The organism is Bradyrhizobium sp. SZCCHNR2028 (genome assembly GCF_032380995.1).
Lineage (GTDB): Bacteria > Pseudomonadota > Alphaproteobacteria > Rhizobiales > Xanthobacteraceae > Bradyrhizobium.
In genome coordinates this window covers 61,514-77,676 of sequence record NZ_JAUHJF010000006.1, presented here as the reverse complement: position 1 = coordinate 77,676, position 16,163 = coordinate 61,514, and the positions used below count along the sequence as shown (strand labels likewise).

Below are 16,163 nucleotides of genomic sequence, written 5' to 3'. Positions count from 1 at the left end.
GCCTCTCTCGTCGGGTGATGCGGGAGAGCGAGTGCGAACAAACGAACGCCGGTGGTTATCGGGCCTGGCGTTCGCCGGGACGATAGCCGCAGGAATCAGATGACCACACCGAGCAACAAGCCCCGTCCTGGCGTCAAGGAAGCACCAACCGAACCTTTCAAGAGGTCGGTCACGGGGTGCCTGCGCGCGATCGCCAGGGCGCCCGAGCTCGAAGTCTCCTTCGCGGCCGAGCGTCCCGGCCTTGCGCCGGGCAAGGCCCGGCTGCCGGAGCCGGCGCGCAAGATGACCAAGCGCGACGCCGCCGTGGTGCGCGGCCATGCCGACTCGATCGCGCTGAAGCTCGCCTGTCATGATCCGAAAATCCATCGCAAGCTGATCCCGGGCAATCCGCAGGCGCGTGGCGTGTTCGAGGCGGTCGAGCAGGCCCGCGTCGAGGCGATCGGTGCAAAACGCATGGCCGGCGTCGCCAGGAATCTCACGGCGATGCTCGATGATCACTTCCATCGCGGCAAATATGACGAGATCACCGACCGTGCCGACGCGCCGCTGTCGGATGCGCTGGCCATGATGGTGCGCGAGCGCCTCACCGGCATGGCGCCGCCGAATGCGGCGCGTAAGGTGGTCGATCTCTGGCGTCCGTTCCTGGAGGACAGGATCGGCCAGCGTCTTGATGAGCTCGGCCGCTTCACCGAGGACCAGGCCAAGTTCGGCGACCTCGTCCACGATCTCTTGTCGGCGCTCGATCTCGGCGATGAACGCAACGCCGATTCGGAAGAGGACGAGGACAACGACGACAACCGCGACGGCGACAATGAGCAGTCCGGCGCCGAGGGCTCGCCCGAATCCGACGCTGCGCAGGAGATGAGCGCAGACCAGGCGCAGACGACGTCGGACGAGATGTCGGAGAGCGCCATGGAGGCGGCACAGGCCTCGGCGTCCGACACGCTCGATGACGGCGAACTCGGCGACGACGAGACGCCGGGTGAGGCGACGCGTCCGAACCGCGGCGGTGCCAACGAGCCGCGCGGCCCCGAATATCACGCCTTCGCGCCGAAGTTCGACGAGATCATCGCGGCGGAGGACCTGTGCGACCACGACGAGCTGGAGCGCCTGCGCTCCTATCTCGACAAGCAGCTTGCGCACCTGCAAGGCATCGTGGCGCGGCTCGCCAACCGGCTGCAGCGCCGGCTGATGGCGCAGCAGAACCGCGCCTGGGAGTTCGATCTCGAGGAAGGCGTCCTCGATCCGGCGCGGCTGTCGCGCGTGGTCATCGATCCCTATCAGCCGCTGTCGTTCATGCGCGAGAAGGAGGCGACCTTCCGCGATACGGTCGTCACGCTGCTGCTCGACAATTCCGGCTCGATGCGCGGACGCCCGATCACGGTGGCCGCGACCTGCGCCGACATTCTCGCCCGCACGCTCGAGCGCTGCGGCGTCAAGGTCGAGATCCTCGGCTTCACGACGCGGGCCTGGAAGGGCGGGCAGTCGCGCGAGGCGTGGCTCGCCGCCGGCAAGCCGGCCAACCCCGGCCGCCTCAACGATCTCCGCCACATCATCTACAAGTCGGCCGATGCGCCGTGGCGGCGGGCGCGCAAGAATCTCGGCCTGATGATGCGCGAGGGGCTGCTGAAGGAGAACATCGACGGCGAGGCGCTCGACTGGGCGCACAAGCGCCTGCTCGGGCGTACCGAGCAGCGCAAGATCTTGATGATGATCTCGGACGGTGCGCCGGTCGATGACTCCACGCTGTCGGTCAATCCGGGCAACTATCTGGAGCGGCATCTGCGCCACATCATCGAGGAGATCGAGACTCGCTCGCCGGTCGAGCTGATCGCGATCGGCATCGGCCACGACGTCACGCGCTACTACCGTCGCGCGGTGACCATCGTCGACGCCGAGGAGCTCGGTGGCGCCATCACCGAGAAGCTCGCCGAATTGTTCACGGAGACCCACGCGGCGCCGCAGCCTGCGCCGGGGCAGAAGCGCAGGCTGCATTCGTAAGCGGCCGTCGGCCGGCTGCGTCCCTCCTCCGCCTCGGAGGAGGTGGGGGAGGGGGCTCCGCTGACGATGTCGCTGCAGGCGATTGCCGACCGCAGGCGCTTTCTCGCGCTGACCATCGGCGGAGTGTCGGCATTCGCATGGTCCACGACGGCTCGTGCGCAACTCGCGCCGACGCCTGTCCGCAGACGCGCAGCTTCCGACGAGCACTCCGTCACGTCGCCGGTGAAGATCGAGGTCAATGCGCGACCGCTGCCTGCGTTCGACCTCCGCGATAGGACCCATCTGCGCTTCGGGATGCTGCAGTATCGCAGCGGCGTGGCGCTGACCTCGTCCTATCCCGGCTTCGGCGGCCTGTCCGGCATCCGGCTCGATGCCAAGGGTGAACGCTTCCTCGCGGTCAGCGACAAGGGCGGCTGGTTCACCGGCCGCATTGCCTATTCCGGCCGCGAAATCGCGGGGCTCGCCGATGTCGAAGCGGCGCCGCTGCTCGGTCCGGACGGACGGCCCATCACCGATCGCGGCTGGTATGATTCCGAGTCGCTCGCTCGCGATGGCGACATCGTCTATGTCGGCCTCGAGCGCGTCAACCAGCTCCTGCGCTACGATTTCGCCAAGGGCGGAACCGGCTCGCGCGGCGAGATCGTGCCGCTGCCGCCGGCCGCCAAGCGGCTGCCCCACAACAAGGGACTGGAAGCGTTGGTAGTCGTGCCGAAGGGACTGCCGCTCGCCGGCGCCCTGATCGCGCTCTCTGAGCGCGGTCTGGACCCGAACGGCAATCTGCTCGCCTTCCTGATCGGCGGACCCGCGGCGGGACAGTTCAGCATCGTCCGCAGCAACGAGTTCGACGTCAGCGATGCCGTGCTGCTGCCGTCGGGCGATCTGCTGGTGCTCGAACGCAAGTTCTCGCTGTTCAACGGGGTCGGCATTCGAATCCGCCGGCTGATGCTTGCGCAGATCGCGCCGGGCGCGCTGGTCGATGGTCCGGCGATCTTCTCCGCCGATCTCGGGCAGGAGATCGACAATCTCGAGGGCATCGATGCGCATGTCACGCCGGAGGGCGAGACCGTGCTGACGCTGGTGTCCGACGACAATTTCTCGATGATCCAGCGCACGCTGCTGCTGCAGTTCACGCTGGTGGAGTGAGCCGCGGCGCCGCTGCGGCGCCTCGCGTTGACCGCGCCTCGTCCATGATCGACACTCGCCGCCATCAGATCATCGCGTCCACCGTCGCAACCTGGAACTCAGCATGAGCGCCCTGTTTTCTCCGATCAAGCTGCGCCACCTCGAACTCGCCAACCGCATCATGGTGTCGCCGATGTGCCAGTACTCGGCCGAGAATGGTGCGGCCAATGACTGGCACTTCACCCACATCAACACGCTGGCGCTGTCGGGTGCGGCGATGTTCTGCATCGAGGCGACGCATGTCGAGCCGATCGGGCGCATCACCCCCGGCTGCCTCGGGCTGTGGGACGATGCGACGGAAGCTGCGCTGAAGCCGATCCTGACCTCGGTTCGCAAACATGCGAAGGCTGCGGTCGCGATGCAGCTCGCTCATGCCGGACGCAAGGGCTCCAGCCACAAGCCGTGGGATGGCGGACAGCAGATTCCGCTCGCGGACGGCGGATGGCAGACGGTCGCGCCCTCGGCCCTGCCGCACAAGGATGGCGAACTCGCGCCGCAGGAGCTCGATGCAGCCGGACTGAAGCGGGTGTGCGATGCGTTCGTTTCCGCAGCCCAACGAGCCGCGCGCCTCGGCATCGACGCGATCGAGCTCCACGGCGCGCATGGCTATCTGCTGCATCAGTTTCTGTCGCCGATCGCCAACCAGCGCAGCGACGCCTATGGCGGCTCGCTCGAAAACCGCATGCGGTTTCCGCTCGACGTGTTCGATGCGGTGCGGGCGGTATTTCCGGCGGACAGACCGGTCGGCGTGCGCGTCTCGGCGACCGATTGGGTCGACGGCGGCTGGGATCTCGATCAGACCATCACGTTTGCGCAAGAGCTGAAGCGCCGCGGCGCCGATTGGATCGACGTCTCCTCGGGCGGCGTGTCGCCGTTGCAGAAGATCACGCTCGGACCCGGCTATCAGGTGCCGTTCGCCGCGGCCGTGAAACAGGCGACGGCGCTTCCCACCATTGCGGTCGGTCTCATCACGCAGGCGCAGCAAGCCGAGGAGATCGTGGCCTCGGGCAAGGCCGACATGGTCGCACTGGCCCGCGGCATGCTCTATGACCCGCGCTGGGGCTGGCATGCCGCAGCGGAGCTCGGCGGACAAGTCGCCGCACCTCCGCAATATTGGCGCTCGCAGCCGTCGACGCAGAAGGAGCTGTTCGGCAGGACGACGTTCGGCGCACGCTGACGTGCAATTGATGACCGCAATGTTGCGCATCAGCGTTGCAAAATTCTGCGGTCATCATTCCGCCCGCGACACGGCTGACGATTGTCGCTGTCGGACGAAGTGCTAGACTTCGCAGACCACGTGCGGCGATGCCGACTCGTCTGGTCGTGTTTCGTCTCGCGTGACGATGAGCGCATCGCAAAGATGCGCCGCAATATAAACGCGAGAGGAAAGCGCCATGGAAATCGGATATTTCACGATGCCCTCGCATCCGCCGGAGTGCGGATTGAAGGAGGGGCAGGAGTGGGACCTGCAGGTCCTGCGGTGGCTCGACGAGCTCGGCTATCAGGAAGCCTGGATCGGCGAGCATCACACCGCGCCCTGGGAGCCGCATCCGGCGCCCGACCTGATTCTGGCGCAGGCCTTCCGCGAAACCAAGAACATCCGGCTCGGGCCCGGCGGCTTCCTGCTGCCCTATCATCACCCGGCCGAGCTCGCCAATCGCGTCGCGATGCTCGATCACCTCTCCGACGGCCGCCTCAATTTCGGCATTGCCGCATCCGGCCTGCCGAGCGACTGGGCGATGTTCAACGTCGACGGCATGAGCGGCCAGAACCGCGAGATGACGCGCGAGGCGCTGGAGATCATCCTGAAGATGTGGTCCGAGGACGCGCCATGGACGTACAAGGGCAAGTACTGGACGGTGACCAAGCCCGATGTGATGTTCGACTTCCTCAAGCCACACATCAAGCCGATCCAGACGCCGCATCCGCCGATCGGCGTCGCCGGCCTGTCGAAGAACTCCGACACGCTGAAGCTCGCCGGCGAGCGCGGCTTCATCCCGATGAGCCTCAACCTCAACCCCGCCTATGTGTCGTCGCACTGGGACTCGGTCGAGGCCGGCGCCGCCAAGTCCGGCCGCAAGCCCAGCCGCAGCGATTGGCGGCTGGTGCGCGAGGTATTCGTCGCCGATACGGACGAGGAAGCCTGGCGCTTGTCCTCCGGCGACATGATGGGACGGATGATGGGCGAATACTTCCTGCCCCTGCTCGGTCATTTCGGCTTCAAGGACTATCTGAAGCACTCACCCGATGTGCCCGATTCCGACGTGACGGTGGATTATTGCGCCAAGCGCAACTGGATCGTCGGCTCGCCGGCCACGGTGACCGAGAAGATCGAGAAGATCTGGCATGAGGTCGGCGGCTTCGGCACGCTGTGCGTGTTCGGCTTCGACTACAAGCACAGGCCGGAAGCCTGGCACAACTCGCTGCGCCTCTTGAAGCAGGAGGTCATGCCGAGGTTGAGCCACCTCAATGCCGACCTGACCAGGGCCGCCTAATATGTTGACGCCAGCATTCGCCCTCCCTTTCGGGCAGTGCTGGCGTCAAAAGAAATGTAGCTAAAATTTTCGCGCGAGTGCAGCTTCAGATTTGACGTTTGGGTGACGGTCTTGCCGTTAGGACGGTCCAGGCGTCGAATCCGCTGCATGCGCGTGGCGGGTCTGACATTTGGGGGCAGGTCATGCGGTTTCGCGTCAGGAAGTTTGCCCATATCCTCGAACGCTCGGGTTTGGCTCTGGCGGGGGCCGCCTGCGGCGTCTTCGTCGGGGCGCATGTCGGCTCCAGCGTTCCGTTGCTGACCACGCAGGGCTTCCTGATCGTGATGATGCTATCTGGGGCACTGGGCTTCTATCTCGGCATCGACACGCCGCAACTCCCTTTTCATCCGCATGACGAGGACTCACCTGCGGAGACGAAGATCGATACGGCCGAATTCCTGAGCGCCGTCGGGACCTTCCTTGCGACCCTGACGGCGTTCTTCGCCGTCGCCATCATTATCCTGCGCGAAGATCCGCACATCGTCTGGACGTCGCTGATCATGGTCGGCTGGATCATCGGCGTGATCATGCAGATCGTTTCCGGCGCGATCGCGCGTCTGCGGCGCTGATTTTCCCTGTTCAATTTTTGGGCTAACGCTGTCGCGAGTTTCATCTTGCGGCCGCGATCGCGATTGTGTGAGCCTTTGCATCGGGGGGCTCGACCTGTGAGCCGCGTCGTCCGGGGGGCGCATTGCGCGACTGACACAGGTCCTGGCGACGTTTCCAAAGCGTTGCCCGCGGTCGTATTGGAGTCCGTTCTACGGCGCTGCGCGCGGACGATCCAACAGTCCATGCGCCCAGAGCAGGCATCACATCAGAAGCCGCATGGCGATATCGCGCACCTTGGCGCGCTTGATGCATCGCGGCCCGCAATGACATTTGGGAAGTTCATCATGTTGAAACGGGTGCTGCTGGGTGTAGTCATTGGCTGCGGACTGTCCGCGGCGCAAGCGGAGGAGCCGAAGATCGGCGGCGTGGTCAACGCGGTGATTCAGCCCGAGCCGCCCGGCCTGATGCTCGCGATGGTCCAGAACGGCCCGACGCAGATGGTCGCCGGCAACATCTTCGAAGGCCTGCTGCGCTACAGCCCCAAGCTCGAACCGCTGCCCGGCCTCGCCGAGAGCTGGACCATCAGCCCGGATGCCAAGGTCTACACTTTCAAGCTGAAGCCCGGCGTGACCTGGCACGACGGCAAGCCGTTCACCTCGGCCGACGTGCTGTTCTCGATCGAGATGCTGAAGCAGACGCATGCGCGCGCCCGGAACAACCTCGTGATGGTCGAGAAAGTCGAGGCGCCGGATGATCTCACGGTGGTGTTCACGCTGAAGGAGCCGTTCGGTCCCTTCATCGGCATCTTCGAGGTCGGCTCGATGCCGATGGTGCCGAAGCACCTGTATGAGGGCACCGACTACAAGACCAATCCGAACAATAACGCGCCTGTCGGCACCGGCCCCTTCATGTTCAAGGAATGGCAGAAGGGTTCCTTCATCCGGATGGTGAAAAATCCGAACTACCATGAGAAGGGCAAGCCCTATCTCGACGAGGTCTACTGGCAGATCATTCCCGACGCCGCCGCGCGCGCGGTCGCCTTCGAGACCGGCAAGGTGGACGTGCTGCCGGGCGGCTCGATCGAGAATTTCGACGTGCTGCGCGTCTCCAAGCTGCCCGGCGCCTGCGTCACCGGCGCCGGCTGGGAGTTCTTCTCGCCGCTGGCCTGGATGTGGCTCAACAACCGCAATCCGATCCTGGCCAACAAGAAGGTGCGCCAGGCGATCATGTACGCCATCGACCGCGACTTCGCCAAGGACGTGATCTGGAACGGCCTCGGCAAGGTGGCCACCGGCCCGTCGGCGTCGACCATCAAGTTCTACAGCGACGACGTGCCGAAATATCCGTATGACCCGGCCAAGGCGAAGGCGCTGCTCAAGGAGGCCGGCTACAAGGGCGAGAAGATCCGCATGCTGCCGCTGGCCTATGGCGAGACCTGGCAGCGCTGGGGCGAGGCGGTGAAGCAGAACCTGCAGGATGTCGGCATGAACATCGAGACGATCGCGACTGACGTCCCGGGCGGCAACCAGAAGATCATGGAGTGGGACTACGACATCGCCTTCACCTATCTGTATCAGTACGGCGATCCCGCGCTCGGCGTCTCCCGCAACTACATCACCTCGGCGATCGCCAAGGGCCAGCTGTTCAACAACGTCGAGGGCTACTCCAACTCGGAGGTCGACAAGCTGTTTGCAGAGGGCGCCACGGCGCCGACCGACGCCAAGCGCAAGGAGGCCTATGACAAGGTGCAGAAGATATTGGCTGAGGACATACCCGTGGCCTGGCTGCTCGAGCTGCAGTTCCCGACCATCACCAAGTGCAAGGTGAAGAACCTCATCACCACTGGCATCGGCGTCAACGACGGCTTTCGCGATGCCTGGCTCGACAAATAGCGGTGCGTTCCGGGGCGCGGCCATGATCCCCGCGCTCCGGTGTTTCGCTGTCTTGCCGAGCTGACCTCCACGGACCTTTCATGCTCTCCTTCATCGCCCAGCGCGTCGTGAAAGGCGTCATCGTCCTTCTCGCCATCATCGTGCTGAATTTCTTCCTGATCCGGCTGGCGCCGGGCGATCCGGCCGTCGTCATGGCCGGTGAAGCCGGCGCCTCCGACCAGATTTTCGTGGCGCAGTTGCGCGAAAAATTCGGCCTCGACCGTCCGCTGCCGGAACAGCTCCTCATCTACGTCAAGGGCATCGCCAGCCTCGACCTCGGCTTCTCGTTCCGCCAGCAGGCGCCGGTCGCCAGGCTGATCGCCGAGCGGCTGCCGGCGACCCTGCTGCTGACGCTCACCGCGTTCGCGATCTCGCTCGGTCTCGGCATCCTGTTCGGCGCGCTCGCCGCGCGCTTCGCTGGCACGATCCTCGATACTGCAATTACCGTGCTCGCGCTGATCTTCTACGCGACGCCGCTGTTCTGGATCGCCCTGATCGCGATCCTGCTGTTCTCGGTCTGGGTCGATTGGTTGCCGAGCTTCGGCTATGAAACGGTCGGTGCCGGCTATACGGGAGTCCGCCACGCGCTCGACGTCGCCGCACATCTCGCCATGCCGGCTGCCACGCTCGGCCTGTTCTTCATGGCGACCTACACCCGCATGACCCGCGCCTCGATGCTCGAGGTCAAGCGGCTCGACTTCGTCAAGACCGCGCGCGCCAAGGGCCTGCGCGATGGCGTCATCCTGCGCCGCCACGTGCTGCGCAACGCGCTGCTGCCGGTGGTGACCCTCGCCGGCGTTCACGCCGGCACCCTGGTTGGCGGCGCTGTGCTGACCGAGACGGTCTTCGCCTGGCCGGGCATCGGCCGGCTGATGTACGACGCGCTGATCCAACGCGACTACAACCTGCTGCTTGGCGTGTTCGTGGTCTCCTCGGCCATGGTGCTGATCTTCAATCTCGTCACCGATCTCGTCTACCGACTGGTCGATCCGCGCATCGAGTACGCCTCATGAGGCAGTTCCGGCGCACCATGCTGCGCAGCCCGAGCGGCATCATCGGGCTGATCATTCTCGTTCTGGCGATCGTGATCGCGGTGGCCGGGCCGGTCTACTTCCCCAATTCACCATGGCGCATGGTGCAGCGGCCGTTCGTTCCGCCGTTCACGCTGTCGAAGGTCCCGCTCGGCACCGATGCGCTGGGACGCGACGTGCTCGCCGGCCTGATCTTCGGCGCCCGCGTCTCGTTGCTGGTCGGTCTCGTCTCGACACTCGTTGCGCTGATCGTCGGCGTGCCGCTCGGCGCCATCGCCGGCTATTTCGGCGGCCGCGTCGATGATGCGCTGATGCGCTTCACCGAGTTCTTCCAGACCATCCCGAGCTTCGCGCTCGCCATCGTGCTGGTCGCGATCCTGCAGCCGTCGATCTATTCGATCGTCGCGGCGATCGGCTTGGTCAGCTGGCCGCCGGTGGCGCGTCTCGTCCGCGGCGAGGTGCTGAGCCTGCGTACCCGCGAATATGTCCAGGCGGCCATCGTCACCGGCCAGAGCAATGCCTGGATCATCTGGCGCGAGATTCTACCCAATGCGCTGTCGCCGGTGATCGTGCTGGCCTCGCTGATGGTCGCGACCGCGATCCTCCTGGAATCCTCGCTGTCGTTCCTCGGCCTCGGCGATCCCAACCTGATCTCCTGGGGCTACATGGTCGGCGCCGGTCGCACCGTCATTCGTCAGGCGTGGTGGATCACGGTGTTTCCTGGCGTCGCGATCCTGCTGTCGGTGCTCGGCCTCAATCTGATCGGCGAGGGGCTGAACGATGCGCTCAACCCGCGCCTGTCGCGCGAGGGCAGGTGAGAAGATGGCCGATCCCGTCGTTGCCATCAGGAACCTCCGTATCGCCTTGCCGACGGGCGCAGAGCGCGCCCATGCGGTCGACGGCGTCTCGTTCGATCTCACCGCCGGCAAAATCGTCTGCGTGGTCGGCGAATCCGGCTCGGGCAAGTCGATGTGCGCGCATGCGCTGCTCGGCCTGCTACCGGATACTGTCAGAGTCGAAAGCGGCGAGATCCGCTTCGAGGGACGCGACCTGCTTGCCGTCGATGCCGAAGGCTGGCGCGATCTGCGCGGCCGCCGCATCGCCATGGTGTTCCAGGAGCCGATGACCGCGCTCAATCCGCTGATGCGGATCGGCGAGCAACTGATGGAGGTGTTCGAGGCGCATGATCTGCTGAGCCCCCGGGAGCGCCGCGCCAAGGTGCTGGAGCTGGCGCGTGAGGTCGGGCTGCCAGATCCGGAGCGGATCATCCGCGCCTATCCTCATCAGCTCTCCGGCGGCCAGCGCCAGCGGGCGATGATCGCGATGGCACTCGCGCTCGAGCCGGCCGTGCTCGTCGCGGACGAGCCGACCACCGCGCTCGACGTCACGACCCAGGCGCAGATCCTCAAGCTGATCCGCAACCTGCAGGCCAGCCACAACATGGCGGTGATGTTCATCACCCATGATTTCGGCGTCGTCGCCGATATCGCCGACCAGGTCGTGGTGCTGCGCCATGGCACGGTGGTGGAGGAGGGCACGGCCGCCGCCGTGCTCGGCCAGCCGCATCACGACTACACCAAGGCGCTGCTCGCGGCCGTGCCGTCGTTCGACCCGCCACCGCGTCAATCACGCGAGGATGCGCCTCGGGCGGTGGAGGTGATCGGCCTCGACAAGACCTATGTGACGCTGACCGGCTGGTTCCGTCCGAAGCGCGAGACGCGCGCGGCGCATGCGGTCAATTTCGCAATCCATCAGGGCGAGACGCTCGGACTCGTCGGCGAGTCCGGCTCAGGAAAGTCGTCCGTTGCGCGTCTGGTGATGCGGCTGATCGAGGCCGATCGCGGCACGGTGCGGATCGGCGATGTCGATCTCACGGCGCTGGACGGCCGCGCATTGCGCGCGCAGCGTCATCGCATCCAGATGATTTTCCAGGATCCGTTCGCCTCGCTCAACCCGCGCCGCAAGGTCGGCCGCATCATCGCCGACGGCATGGTCGCCCGCGGCACCGCGCTCGACGCAGCGCTGAAACGCGCGCAGGAATTGCTCGGCATGGTCGGGCTCGACGCCGGCGCCATCGGCCGCTACCCGCATGAATTCTCCGGCGGCCAGCGTCAGCGCATCGGCATTGCGCGCGCGCTCGCGCTCGATCCGGAGATCATCGTCGCGGATGAAGCGGTGTCGGCGCTCGACGTGTCCGTCCAGGCGCAGGTGCTGCGGCTGCTGGAAGATTTGAAGGCGCGCCTTGGTCTGTCGATGCTGTTCATCACGCATGACCTGCGGGTGGCCGCGCAGATCTGCGATCGGATCGCCGTCATGCAGAAGGGCGAGATCGTCGAGCTGAAGCCGACCGCGGCGCTGTTCGCCAATCCCGAACACGCCTATACGCGCGAGCTGCTCGCTGCCGTGCCCGGCCGCAAGCACGGGATGGCGTGATTGTGCGCAAGCCGTCGGCCGGTCGGAACGATGGAGCACCGGGTCGGGTTCAATTCCTTGCAACATCTTCGGCGTATTTGGATTATAATAGAAAGGGCCCCGATGAGGCCGCAGGGTGGTCGTCCAAGCCGGTCCGCGCCAAGACAGCGGGCTCCGTCTACCCGAGGCCGTCATTGAACCGTGCCTATGCTATGCCAGTCTCGACAGGATGTCGCAGCGGCGTTCACCATTCCAACGAGGACTGTCATCATGTCGGAGCGCAAGCCAACGGCCGCCGTGCGCGAGGCTCACAAGGCCTTCAAGCCGGCCGAGCCGCCGAGGAGCGACTATGAAAAGGCTCAGACCGCGTTCGATCAGAACCGCGAGCGACTGAAGGCCGAGCGCCTGGCGCGCGAAGCGGCCGACAACGCCGGTAAACAACCGAAAAAGCTGGCGTGAACGCCAGCCTCTTTCCGTCGGGTCCGTCGTTTTCGGCGGACATGCCGTCGTTCGCTCAGCTGCGCGGCGTTGCAGAGGTGAGTGAATCCCGCGGCCGATCACGATCGGGGCGCGTCGAGGTCGCGGAGGGCAGCACGCCCGGCCGCGACGCAGGTACCTTCTTGACCGGCGCAGGCAGCAGGCCTTCGCGGATGGCCAGCTTGCGCGCGACTTTGCGTTGGCGCCTGATCGCATCGGATTTCTCGCGCGTCTTGCGTTCCGATGGCTTCTCGTAGGATCTGCGGCGCTTCATCTCGCGGAATACGCCTTCGCGCTGCATCTTCCGCTTCAGGATGCGCAACGCCTTCTCGACGTCGTTGTCACGAACAAGAACCTGCAAAAGTGTCCTCCTTGTCTTCATCTCTATCGATGAAATTAGGTTGGCGAAGCCGATCGGCGCTGCGGCGGGGGAGCGGCGCGCTCAGCAGAGCGGCGTCAATGAAACGTGTTGCTCACAATGTGATGAGCACAATACGTGCGAGACACGATGATCCCCTTCGTCGGAAGGCGGGAGCACGAGTGTCTCTCAGCCATCGATGGCCAGGCCGTTACCGATGGTCCAGTGAAGATAAGGGCAATTTGCTGATATTGCCAGCGTGAGCCGACTCACGGTTCCGGCTCTCGGCAAACTATATTTGCCCCGTGGCCTTGTATTCCCCCAGAAAATCTCTACCTTGAGGTAGTTCGATTAGCCGCTGTGCCTTTCTGAATGTGCCTGTGGGCTATTTCCAAAAGTCATCGCTCAGTTGAATGAGGATCGCGTGATGGTCGCGCGATTAATGATTTGGAGATAGACATGCAGGGTACCGTCAAGTGGTTCAACGGCCAGAAGGGCTTTGGTTTCATTCAGCCGGAGGATGGCGGGAACGACGTGTTCGTTCACATCAGCGCGGTTGAACGCGCTGGTCTCGCTGGCTTGGCTGAAGGCCAGAAAGTCAGTTTTGAGGTCAAGACGGACAAGATGCGCGGTAAAACCAGCGCAGAAAATCTCGCGCTGGTCTGATCGTACTGATCTGACGTCTTGGGCCATTTCACGGATGTACTGAAATGGCTGGTTTGCCCGCTCGATCCTGTATTGAGCGGGCTTTCTGCGTCTCGACGGTAACCCGCATCTCCGGAAGGATCAGTCGATGGCCACCAAGAAGATGTCAGAACGCTCCCCCGAAAGCATTGCGCGGTCAGAGCGCCAGCGCGTCGCCGCCGAGGACGGGGCGAAGGCGCGCGCCGAATGGGATCAGCGCGCGACGGCGGTCCGCAAGAACATGGAGCGGCTGCGCGTGTTGCGGCTCGCCAAGGAAGCGGAAGCTGCGCAAGCGGGTCCTGTTGCTGCGCCTGCGCCGAAGCGGCGGAAGAAGGTCGCTCGCTAGGGCTGCTTCATCTCGCCTTCCGACGTCGGCTGCCGGTGGAACTATCGGAACTTCAGATCCGTTGCTGGTGCTCGAACACACGGGCGATCCATGCCTGATCATTACGCCTCAACCGCGTCCCGCGTACAGATCCGACCTTCGTACCGAGGAGGCTGACGTGGCCAAGTTGACAGCTACAGACGTTCGCATTGCAAAGGACGAGACGCAGCGTGGAGGCCAGACGATCGCATTTGCGCTTGCAATCGGCGCTACGCGGCAGGTCTGTCATCTCGAGACCTGCTTCGGCACACGCAATCAGGCGTTCGCTTATCTGCAGCGAAACCGCACGGCGTTCGAGCAGATGGCGCGCGAGCAGTTCGCCCGTGGCGAGGTGACCGACGGCGTCATCCATCTGCGCATGATCTGAGGCGATCCGCCACGCGCGAGCCTCCGAAGACGCTGCTCGACCCGCAACGCGCTGTTGCTGCTACTCCGCCTTCTGTTTGACCGGAAGCGGTACGCGCTCATAGGACGCGGGCAGATTGACGGGCCGGTAGTCCTGCGCTTCCGCGATCCGCATCAGCACGCTCTCGTGGATGAACGCGCCCTCGGGAATGAAGCGCGGCTCGCAATTCGGAATGTAGAATCCGAAACGCGCCTTGCGCTCCGGCCACTCCTTGTACGTCGCGCTCTTCGGCAGCCATTCGAGCAGCCGCCAGGCCGGCCTCATCGAATCGTGCAGGGGGCCCTGGATGCTCGGCGCCACATAGGAGAACGGGCTGTTCTTGCGCTGCACGCCCCAGGCGAGCTGGTTCACCGTGCGCGGATTGACCGCCAGCCCCGCCTCGACCGCCTCGTCGATCATCCACAGCAGCGGATACTTCGAGACCGCCGACTGCGCCTCGGGATAACCGCCGCCGACGTCGCAATGTACGCCGGCGAACCACACCTGCTTGGCGTCCTGCGGTCCAGCATGCGCCTTGTTGAAGCGGTTCGGCGTGAAGGTCTGCGGCATGTTCCACGGCTTCAGCCGGAACATGCAGCGCCGTTCGTCGATCGCAGCGGCCTGCCGGAAAATCTTCACGCTCGGGTTCTCGATCGAGAAGGCGAGCTCCTCGAGGCTGGGGAGGGCGAGGAACCGGTCGGTGCGCGGCACGATGACGCTGGCCACCGTGTCCCACACGCCGACGAAATGGATCGTTGGCCAGCGTGTCGAGGTGATGCGCGCGAATTGCGCGGCCTGGTCGTCGCGGCTCTCGGGAATCGGCCCTTCCTCCTCGGTGCTCTCGACCTCGGTGGTGATGCCGCGTCCGGCCTTCGGATTGTCGGAGGAGTACTTCTTGTAGGCGATCACGCCCGAGCCGGCGAGATTGATCTGATCGGGCGAGATCAGCCCGACCTTGTGGATCAGTCCGGCAAGCACGCGCACGGTGTAGGCGCCGCGTGAGAAGCCGAACATGAAGATGCGGTCGCCTTGCTGGTAATGCGTGGCGAGGAAGCAGTAGGCCCTGATGATGTTGTCGTCGAGGCCGTACCCGGTGGCGAGCCCCAGCACCATGTTGAAATTGGCCCTGAAGCGATGCCAGCTGTCCGGCTGTGTCAGGGTGCCGACGCCAGGATCGTAGAACACGGCCTGGAGTGGCGTCGTCTTGTCGGTCTTGCGCAGGCAGCGATAGAGCTTGAGCACGTTCGAGATGTTTTCGCTGATCTCGTTGCCGGTGCCGTCGCAGCAGATGACAATATTCTTCATGACAAAGGAATGTCCGCGATAATGCTACCGCAACGAGTGTAGAGCATCGGGCTGGTGTTGGGGAGGTCGGTTCCTATGGCACTTCGTCTGGGTCGCTGTTGCGCGCCGCGCGACGGACATAGCGAAGTGATTGAATGGCGCCGCCGTACGAACGGATGGTCACTCGACGTGTCCGGTCGCCCCGCGCCGGCTGCCGTGTCCAGAGTTGTCGGCTGGTCACGGCATCCGCAAGCAAAACGGCCGGATCTCTCGATCCGGCCGTTTCGATATCTCGCTTCGCTCGAAGCCCCGCCTGTGACGCGTCCGGCTTCTGCATCAATCGTGGATTTCGGCTTGCTCTCTCAGCTCGCCTTGGCGACCGGGGCAGCGTCCGCCGCTTTCTTCTCGATGGCGCGCTTCAGCTCCAGCGCGCGCGGCGACAGCGCCGCAGCGTTGGCCTTGAGCAGATAGGCGTCGAGGCCGCCATTGTGGTCGACGCTCTTGAGCGCGTTGGTCGAGACGCGCAGGCGCACGTTGCGGCCGAGTACATCCGAGATAAAGGTCACGTTGCACAGGTTCGGCAGGAAGCGCCGCTTGGTCTTGATGTTGGAGTGGCTGACCTTGTGGCCAACCTGGGGGCCCTTGGCCGTCAGTTCACAGCGCCGCGACATGGCAGTAAATCCTCTCTCATCCCCGCACCCTTCGTCCGCCTGTGTCGGCGGGCCGCGGGGGTCCAAAACTCGTCCAGCTCGTCTCTGGGAGATGCGGTCCTATAGGGGGGATGCGGCTTTTCGTCAAGGTTTTGAGGGATGGGGCCGGTGGCCCCTTAGCCACGCGCCGAATCGCAGGGCTGCCTCGCTTCACGGCGGCGGTATTTGCGCCCGCGGCACGGCGTCCGGCCATAGGCGTCCGCATGGCCGTTTTTCTCCGAAAGACGTCGTACAATCAAC

General features: G+C 64.6%; 16 protein-coding genes. 13 read left to right on the top strand and 3 right to left on the bottom strand.

The genetic code is table 11. The features are described from left to right. Positions 1–99: 99 nt before the first annotated feature. The 10 genes from cobT to QX121_RS12325 all read left to right on the top strand — a co-directional run bounded on the left by cobT (position 100) and on the right by QX121_RS12325 (position 12,099). Positions 100–2,001 carry a cobaltochelatase subunit CobT gene (gene cobT / locus QX121_RS12370; RefSeq protein ID WP_315735175.1) on the top strand — a complete coding sequence of 634 codons (1,902 nt, stop codon included), beginning with the start codon at positions 100–102 and terminating at the stop codon, positions 1,999–2,001. A 66-nt stretch (positions 2,002–2,067) separates the two neighbouring features. Further along, entirely contained in the window at positions 2,068–3,144 is a 1,077-nt protein-coding gene (locus QX121_RS12365; protein ID WP_315812058.1) for an esterase-like activity of phytase family protein, read from the top strand. A gap of 103 nt (positions 3,145–3,247) precedes the next feature. After that, positions 3,248–4,360 carry an NADH:flavin oxidoreductase/NADH oxidase gene (locus QX121_RS12360; protein ID WP_315812057.1) on the top strand — a complete coding sequence of 371 codons (1,113 nt, stop codon included), beginning with the start codon at positions 3,248–3,250 and terminating at the stop codon, positions 4,358–4,360. Between the two features lie 217 nt (positions 4,361–4,577). Next, positions 4,578–5,678 carry an LLM class flavin-dependent oxidoreductase gene (locus QX121_RS12355; protein ID WP_315735169.1) on the top strand — a complete coding sequence of 367 codons (1,101 nt, stop codon included), beginning with the start codon at positions 4,578–4,580 and terminating at the stop codon, positions 5,676–5,678. Positions 5,679–5,860: 182 nt separating this feature from the next. Further along, positions 5,861–6,286, top strand: a complete 426-nt coding sequence (locus QX121_RS12350; protein ID WP_315735167.1) for a hypothetical protein — start codon at positions 5,861–5,863, stop codon at positions 6,284–6,286. A 324-nt stretch (positions 6,287–6,610) separates the two neighbouring features. Continuing rightward, positions 6,611–8,158: an ABC transporter substrate-binding protein gene (locus tag QX121_RS12345; RefSeq protein ID WP_315812056.1), complete on the top strand. Its 1,548-nt coding sequence runs from the start codon at positions 6,611–6,613 to the stop codon at positions 8,156–8,158. 80 nt (positions 8,159–8,238) lie between these two features. After that, on the top strand, positions 8,239–9,210 hold the full coding sequence (locus tag QX121_RS12340) for an ABC transporter permease (RefSeq protein WP_315735163.1): 972 nt from the start codon (positions 8,239–8,241) through the stop codon (positions 9,208–9,210). Beyond that, the gene (locus QX121_RS12335; RefSeq protein ID WP_315812055.1) at positions 9,207–10,046 is read left to right on the top strand and encodes an ABC transporter permease; all 840 of its coding nucleotides are present in this window, start codon (positions 9,207–9,209) and stop codon (positions 10,044–10,046) included. The genes QX121_RS12340 and QX121_RS12335 overlap by 4 nt, the downstream gene beginning before the upstream one ends. A 4-nt stretch (positions 10,047–10,050) precedes the next feature. Beyond that, positions 10,051–11,661: an ABC transporter ATP-binding protein gene (locus QX121_RS12330; protein WP_315812054.1), complete on the top strand. Its 1,611-nt coding sequence runs from the start codon at positions 10,051–10,053 to the stop codon at positions 11,659–11,661. Between the two features lie 249 nt (positions 11,662–11,910). Then, complete coding sequence (locus QX121_RS12325) at positions 11,911–12,099, top strand: hypothetical protein (protein ID WP_315735157.1); 189 nt, start codon at positions 11,911–11,913, stop codon at positions 12,097–12,099. A 55-nt stretch (positions 12,100–12,154) separates the two neighbouring features. On the opposite strand, the gene rpsU is transcribed toward QX121_RS12325, so the two are convergent. Next, positions 12,155–12,478 carry a 30S ribosomal protein S21 gene (gene rpsU / locus QX121_RS12320; RefSeq protein WP_315812053.1) on the bottom strand — a complete coding sequence of 108 codons (324 nt, stop codon included), beginning with the start codon at positions 12,476–12,478 and terminating at the stop codon, positions 12,155–12,157. Between the two features lie 456 nt (positions 12,479–12,934). Here rpsU and QX121_RS12315 point away from each other — a divergent pair, with 456 nt between their 5' ends. The 3 genes from QX121_RS12315 (at position 12,935) to QX121_RS12305 (ending at position 13,911) form a co-directional block, all read left to right on the top strand. Next, positions 12,935–13,141 carry a cold-shock protein gene (locus tag QX121_RS12315; protein ID WP_315735153.1) on the top strand — a complete coding sequence of 69 codons (207 nt, stop codon included), beginning with the start codon at positions 12,935–12,937 and terminating at the stop codon, positions 13,139–13,141. A gap of 127 nt (positions 13,142–13,268) precedes the next feature. Beyond that, on the top strand, positions 13,269–13,505 hold the full coding sequence (locus tag QX121_RS12310; protein ID WP_315775676.1) for a transcriptional regulator: 237 nt from the start codon (positions 13,269–13,271) through the stop codon (positions 13,503–13,505). 157 nt (positions 13,506–13,662) lie between these two features. Further along, entirely contained in the window at positions 13,663–13,911 is a 249-nt protein-coding gene (locus QX121_RS12305) for a hypothetical protein (RefSeq protein ID WP_315775675.1), read from the top strand. 60 nt (positions 13,912–13,971) lie between these two features. On the opposite strand, the gene QX121_RS12300 is transcribed toward QX121_RS12305, so the two are convergent. Together QX121_RS12300 and rpmB are read right to left on the bottom strand one after the other, a co-directional pair. Further along, complete coding sequence (locus QX121_RS12300; RefSeq protein WP_315812052.1) at positions 13,972–15,234, bottom strand: DUF2235 domain-containing protein; 1,263 nt, start codon at positions 15,232–15,234, stop codon at positions 13,972–13,974. A 341-nt stretch (positions 15,235–15,575) separates the two neighbouring features. Further along, complete coding sequence (gene rpmB, locus QX121_RS12295) at positions 15,576–15,884, bottom strand: 50S ribosomal protein L28 (RefSeq protein ID WP_315735146.1); 309 nt, start codon at positions 15,882–15,884, stop codon at positions 15,576–15,578. Positions 15,885–16,163 lie beyond the last annotated feature (279 nt).

Excerpts from the sequence above, each read along its gene's own strand:
- cobT (WP_315735175.1), top strand. The coding sequence starts at position 100 with ATGACCACACCGAGCAACAAGCCCCGTCCTGGCGTCAAGGAAGCACCA.
- QX121_RS12365 (WP_315812058.1), top strand. The coding sequence starts at position 2,068 with ATGTCGCTGCAGGCGATTGCCGACCGCAGGCGCTTTCTCGCGCTGACC.
- QX121_RS12360 (WP_315812057.1), top strand. The coding sequence starts at position 3,248 with ATGAGCGCCCTGTTTTCTCCGATCAAGCTGCGCCACCTCGAACTCGCC.
- QX121_RS12355 (WP_315735169.1), top strand. The coding sequence starts at position 4,578 with ATGGAAATCGGATATTTCACGATGCCCTCGCATCCGCCGGAGTGCGGA.
- QX121_RS12350 (WP_315735167.1), top strand. The coding sequence starts at position 5,861 with ATGCGGTTTCGCGTCAGGAAGTTTGCCCATATCCTCGAACGCTCGGGT.
- QX121_RS12345 (WP_315812056.1), top strand. The coding sequence starts at position 6,611 with ATGTTGAAACGGGTGCTGCTGGGTGTAGTCATTGGCTGCGGACTGTCC.
- QX121_RS12340 (WP_315735163.1), top strand. The coding sequence starts at position 8,239 with ATGCTCTCCTTCATCGCCCAGCGCGTCGTGAAAGGCGTCATCGTCCTT.
- QX121_RS12335 (WP_315812055.1), top strand. The coding sequence starts at position 9,207 with ATGAGGCAGTTCCGGCGCACCATGCTGCGCAGCCCGAGCGGCATCATC.
- QX121_RS12330 (WP_315812054.1), top strand. The coding sequence starts at position 10,051 with ATGGCCGATCCCGTCGTTGCCATCAGGAACCTCCGTATCGCCTTGCCG.
- QX121_RS12325 (WP_315735157.1), top strand. The coding sequence starts at position 11,911 with ATGTCGGAGCGCAAGCCAACGGCCGCCGTGCGCGAGGCTCACAAGGCC.
- QX121_RS12315 (WP_315735153.1), top strand. The coding sequence starts at position 12,935 with ATGCAGGGTACCGTCAAGTGGTTCAACGGCCAGAAGGGCTTTGGTTTC.
- QX121_RS12310 (WP_315775676.1), top strand. The coding sequence starts at position 13,269 with ATGGCCACCAAGAAGATGTCAGAACGCTCCCCCGAAAGCATTGCGCGG.
- QX121_RS12300 (WP_315812052.1), bottom strand. The coding sequence starts at position 15,234 with ATGAAGAATATTGTCATCTGCTGCGACGGCACCGGCAACGAGATCAGC.
- rpmB (WP_315735146.1), bottom strand. The coding sequence starts at position 15,884 with ATGTCGCGGCGCTGTGAACTGACGGCCAAGGGCCCCCAGGTTGGCCAC.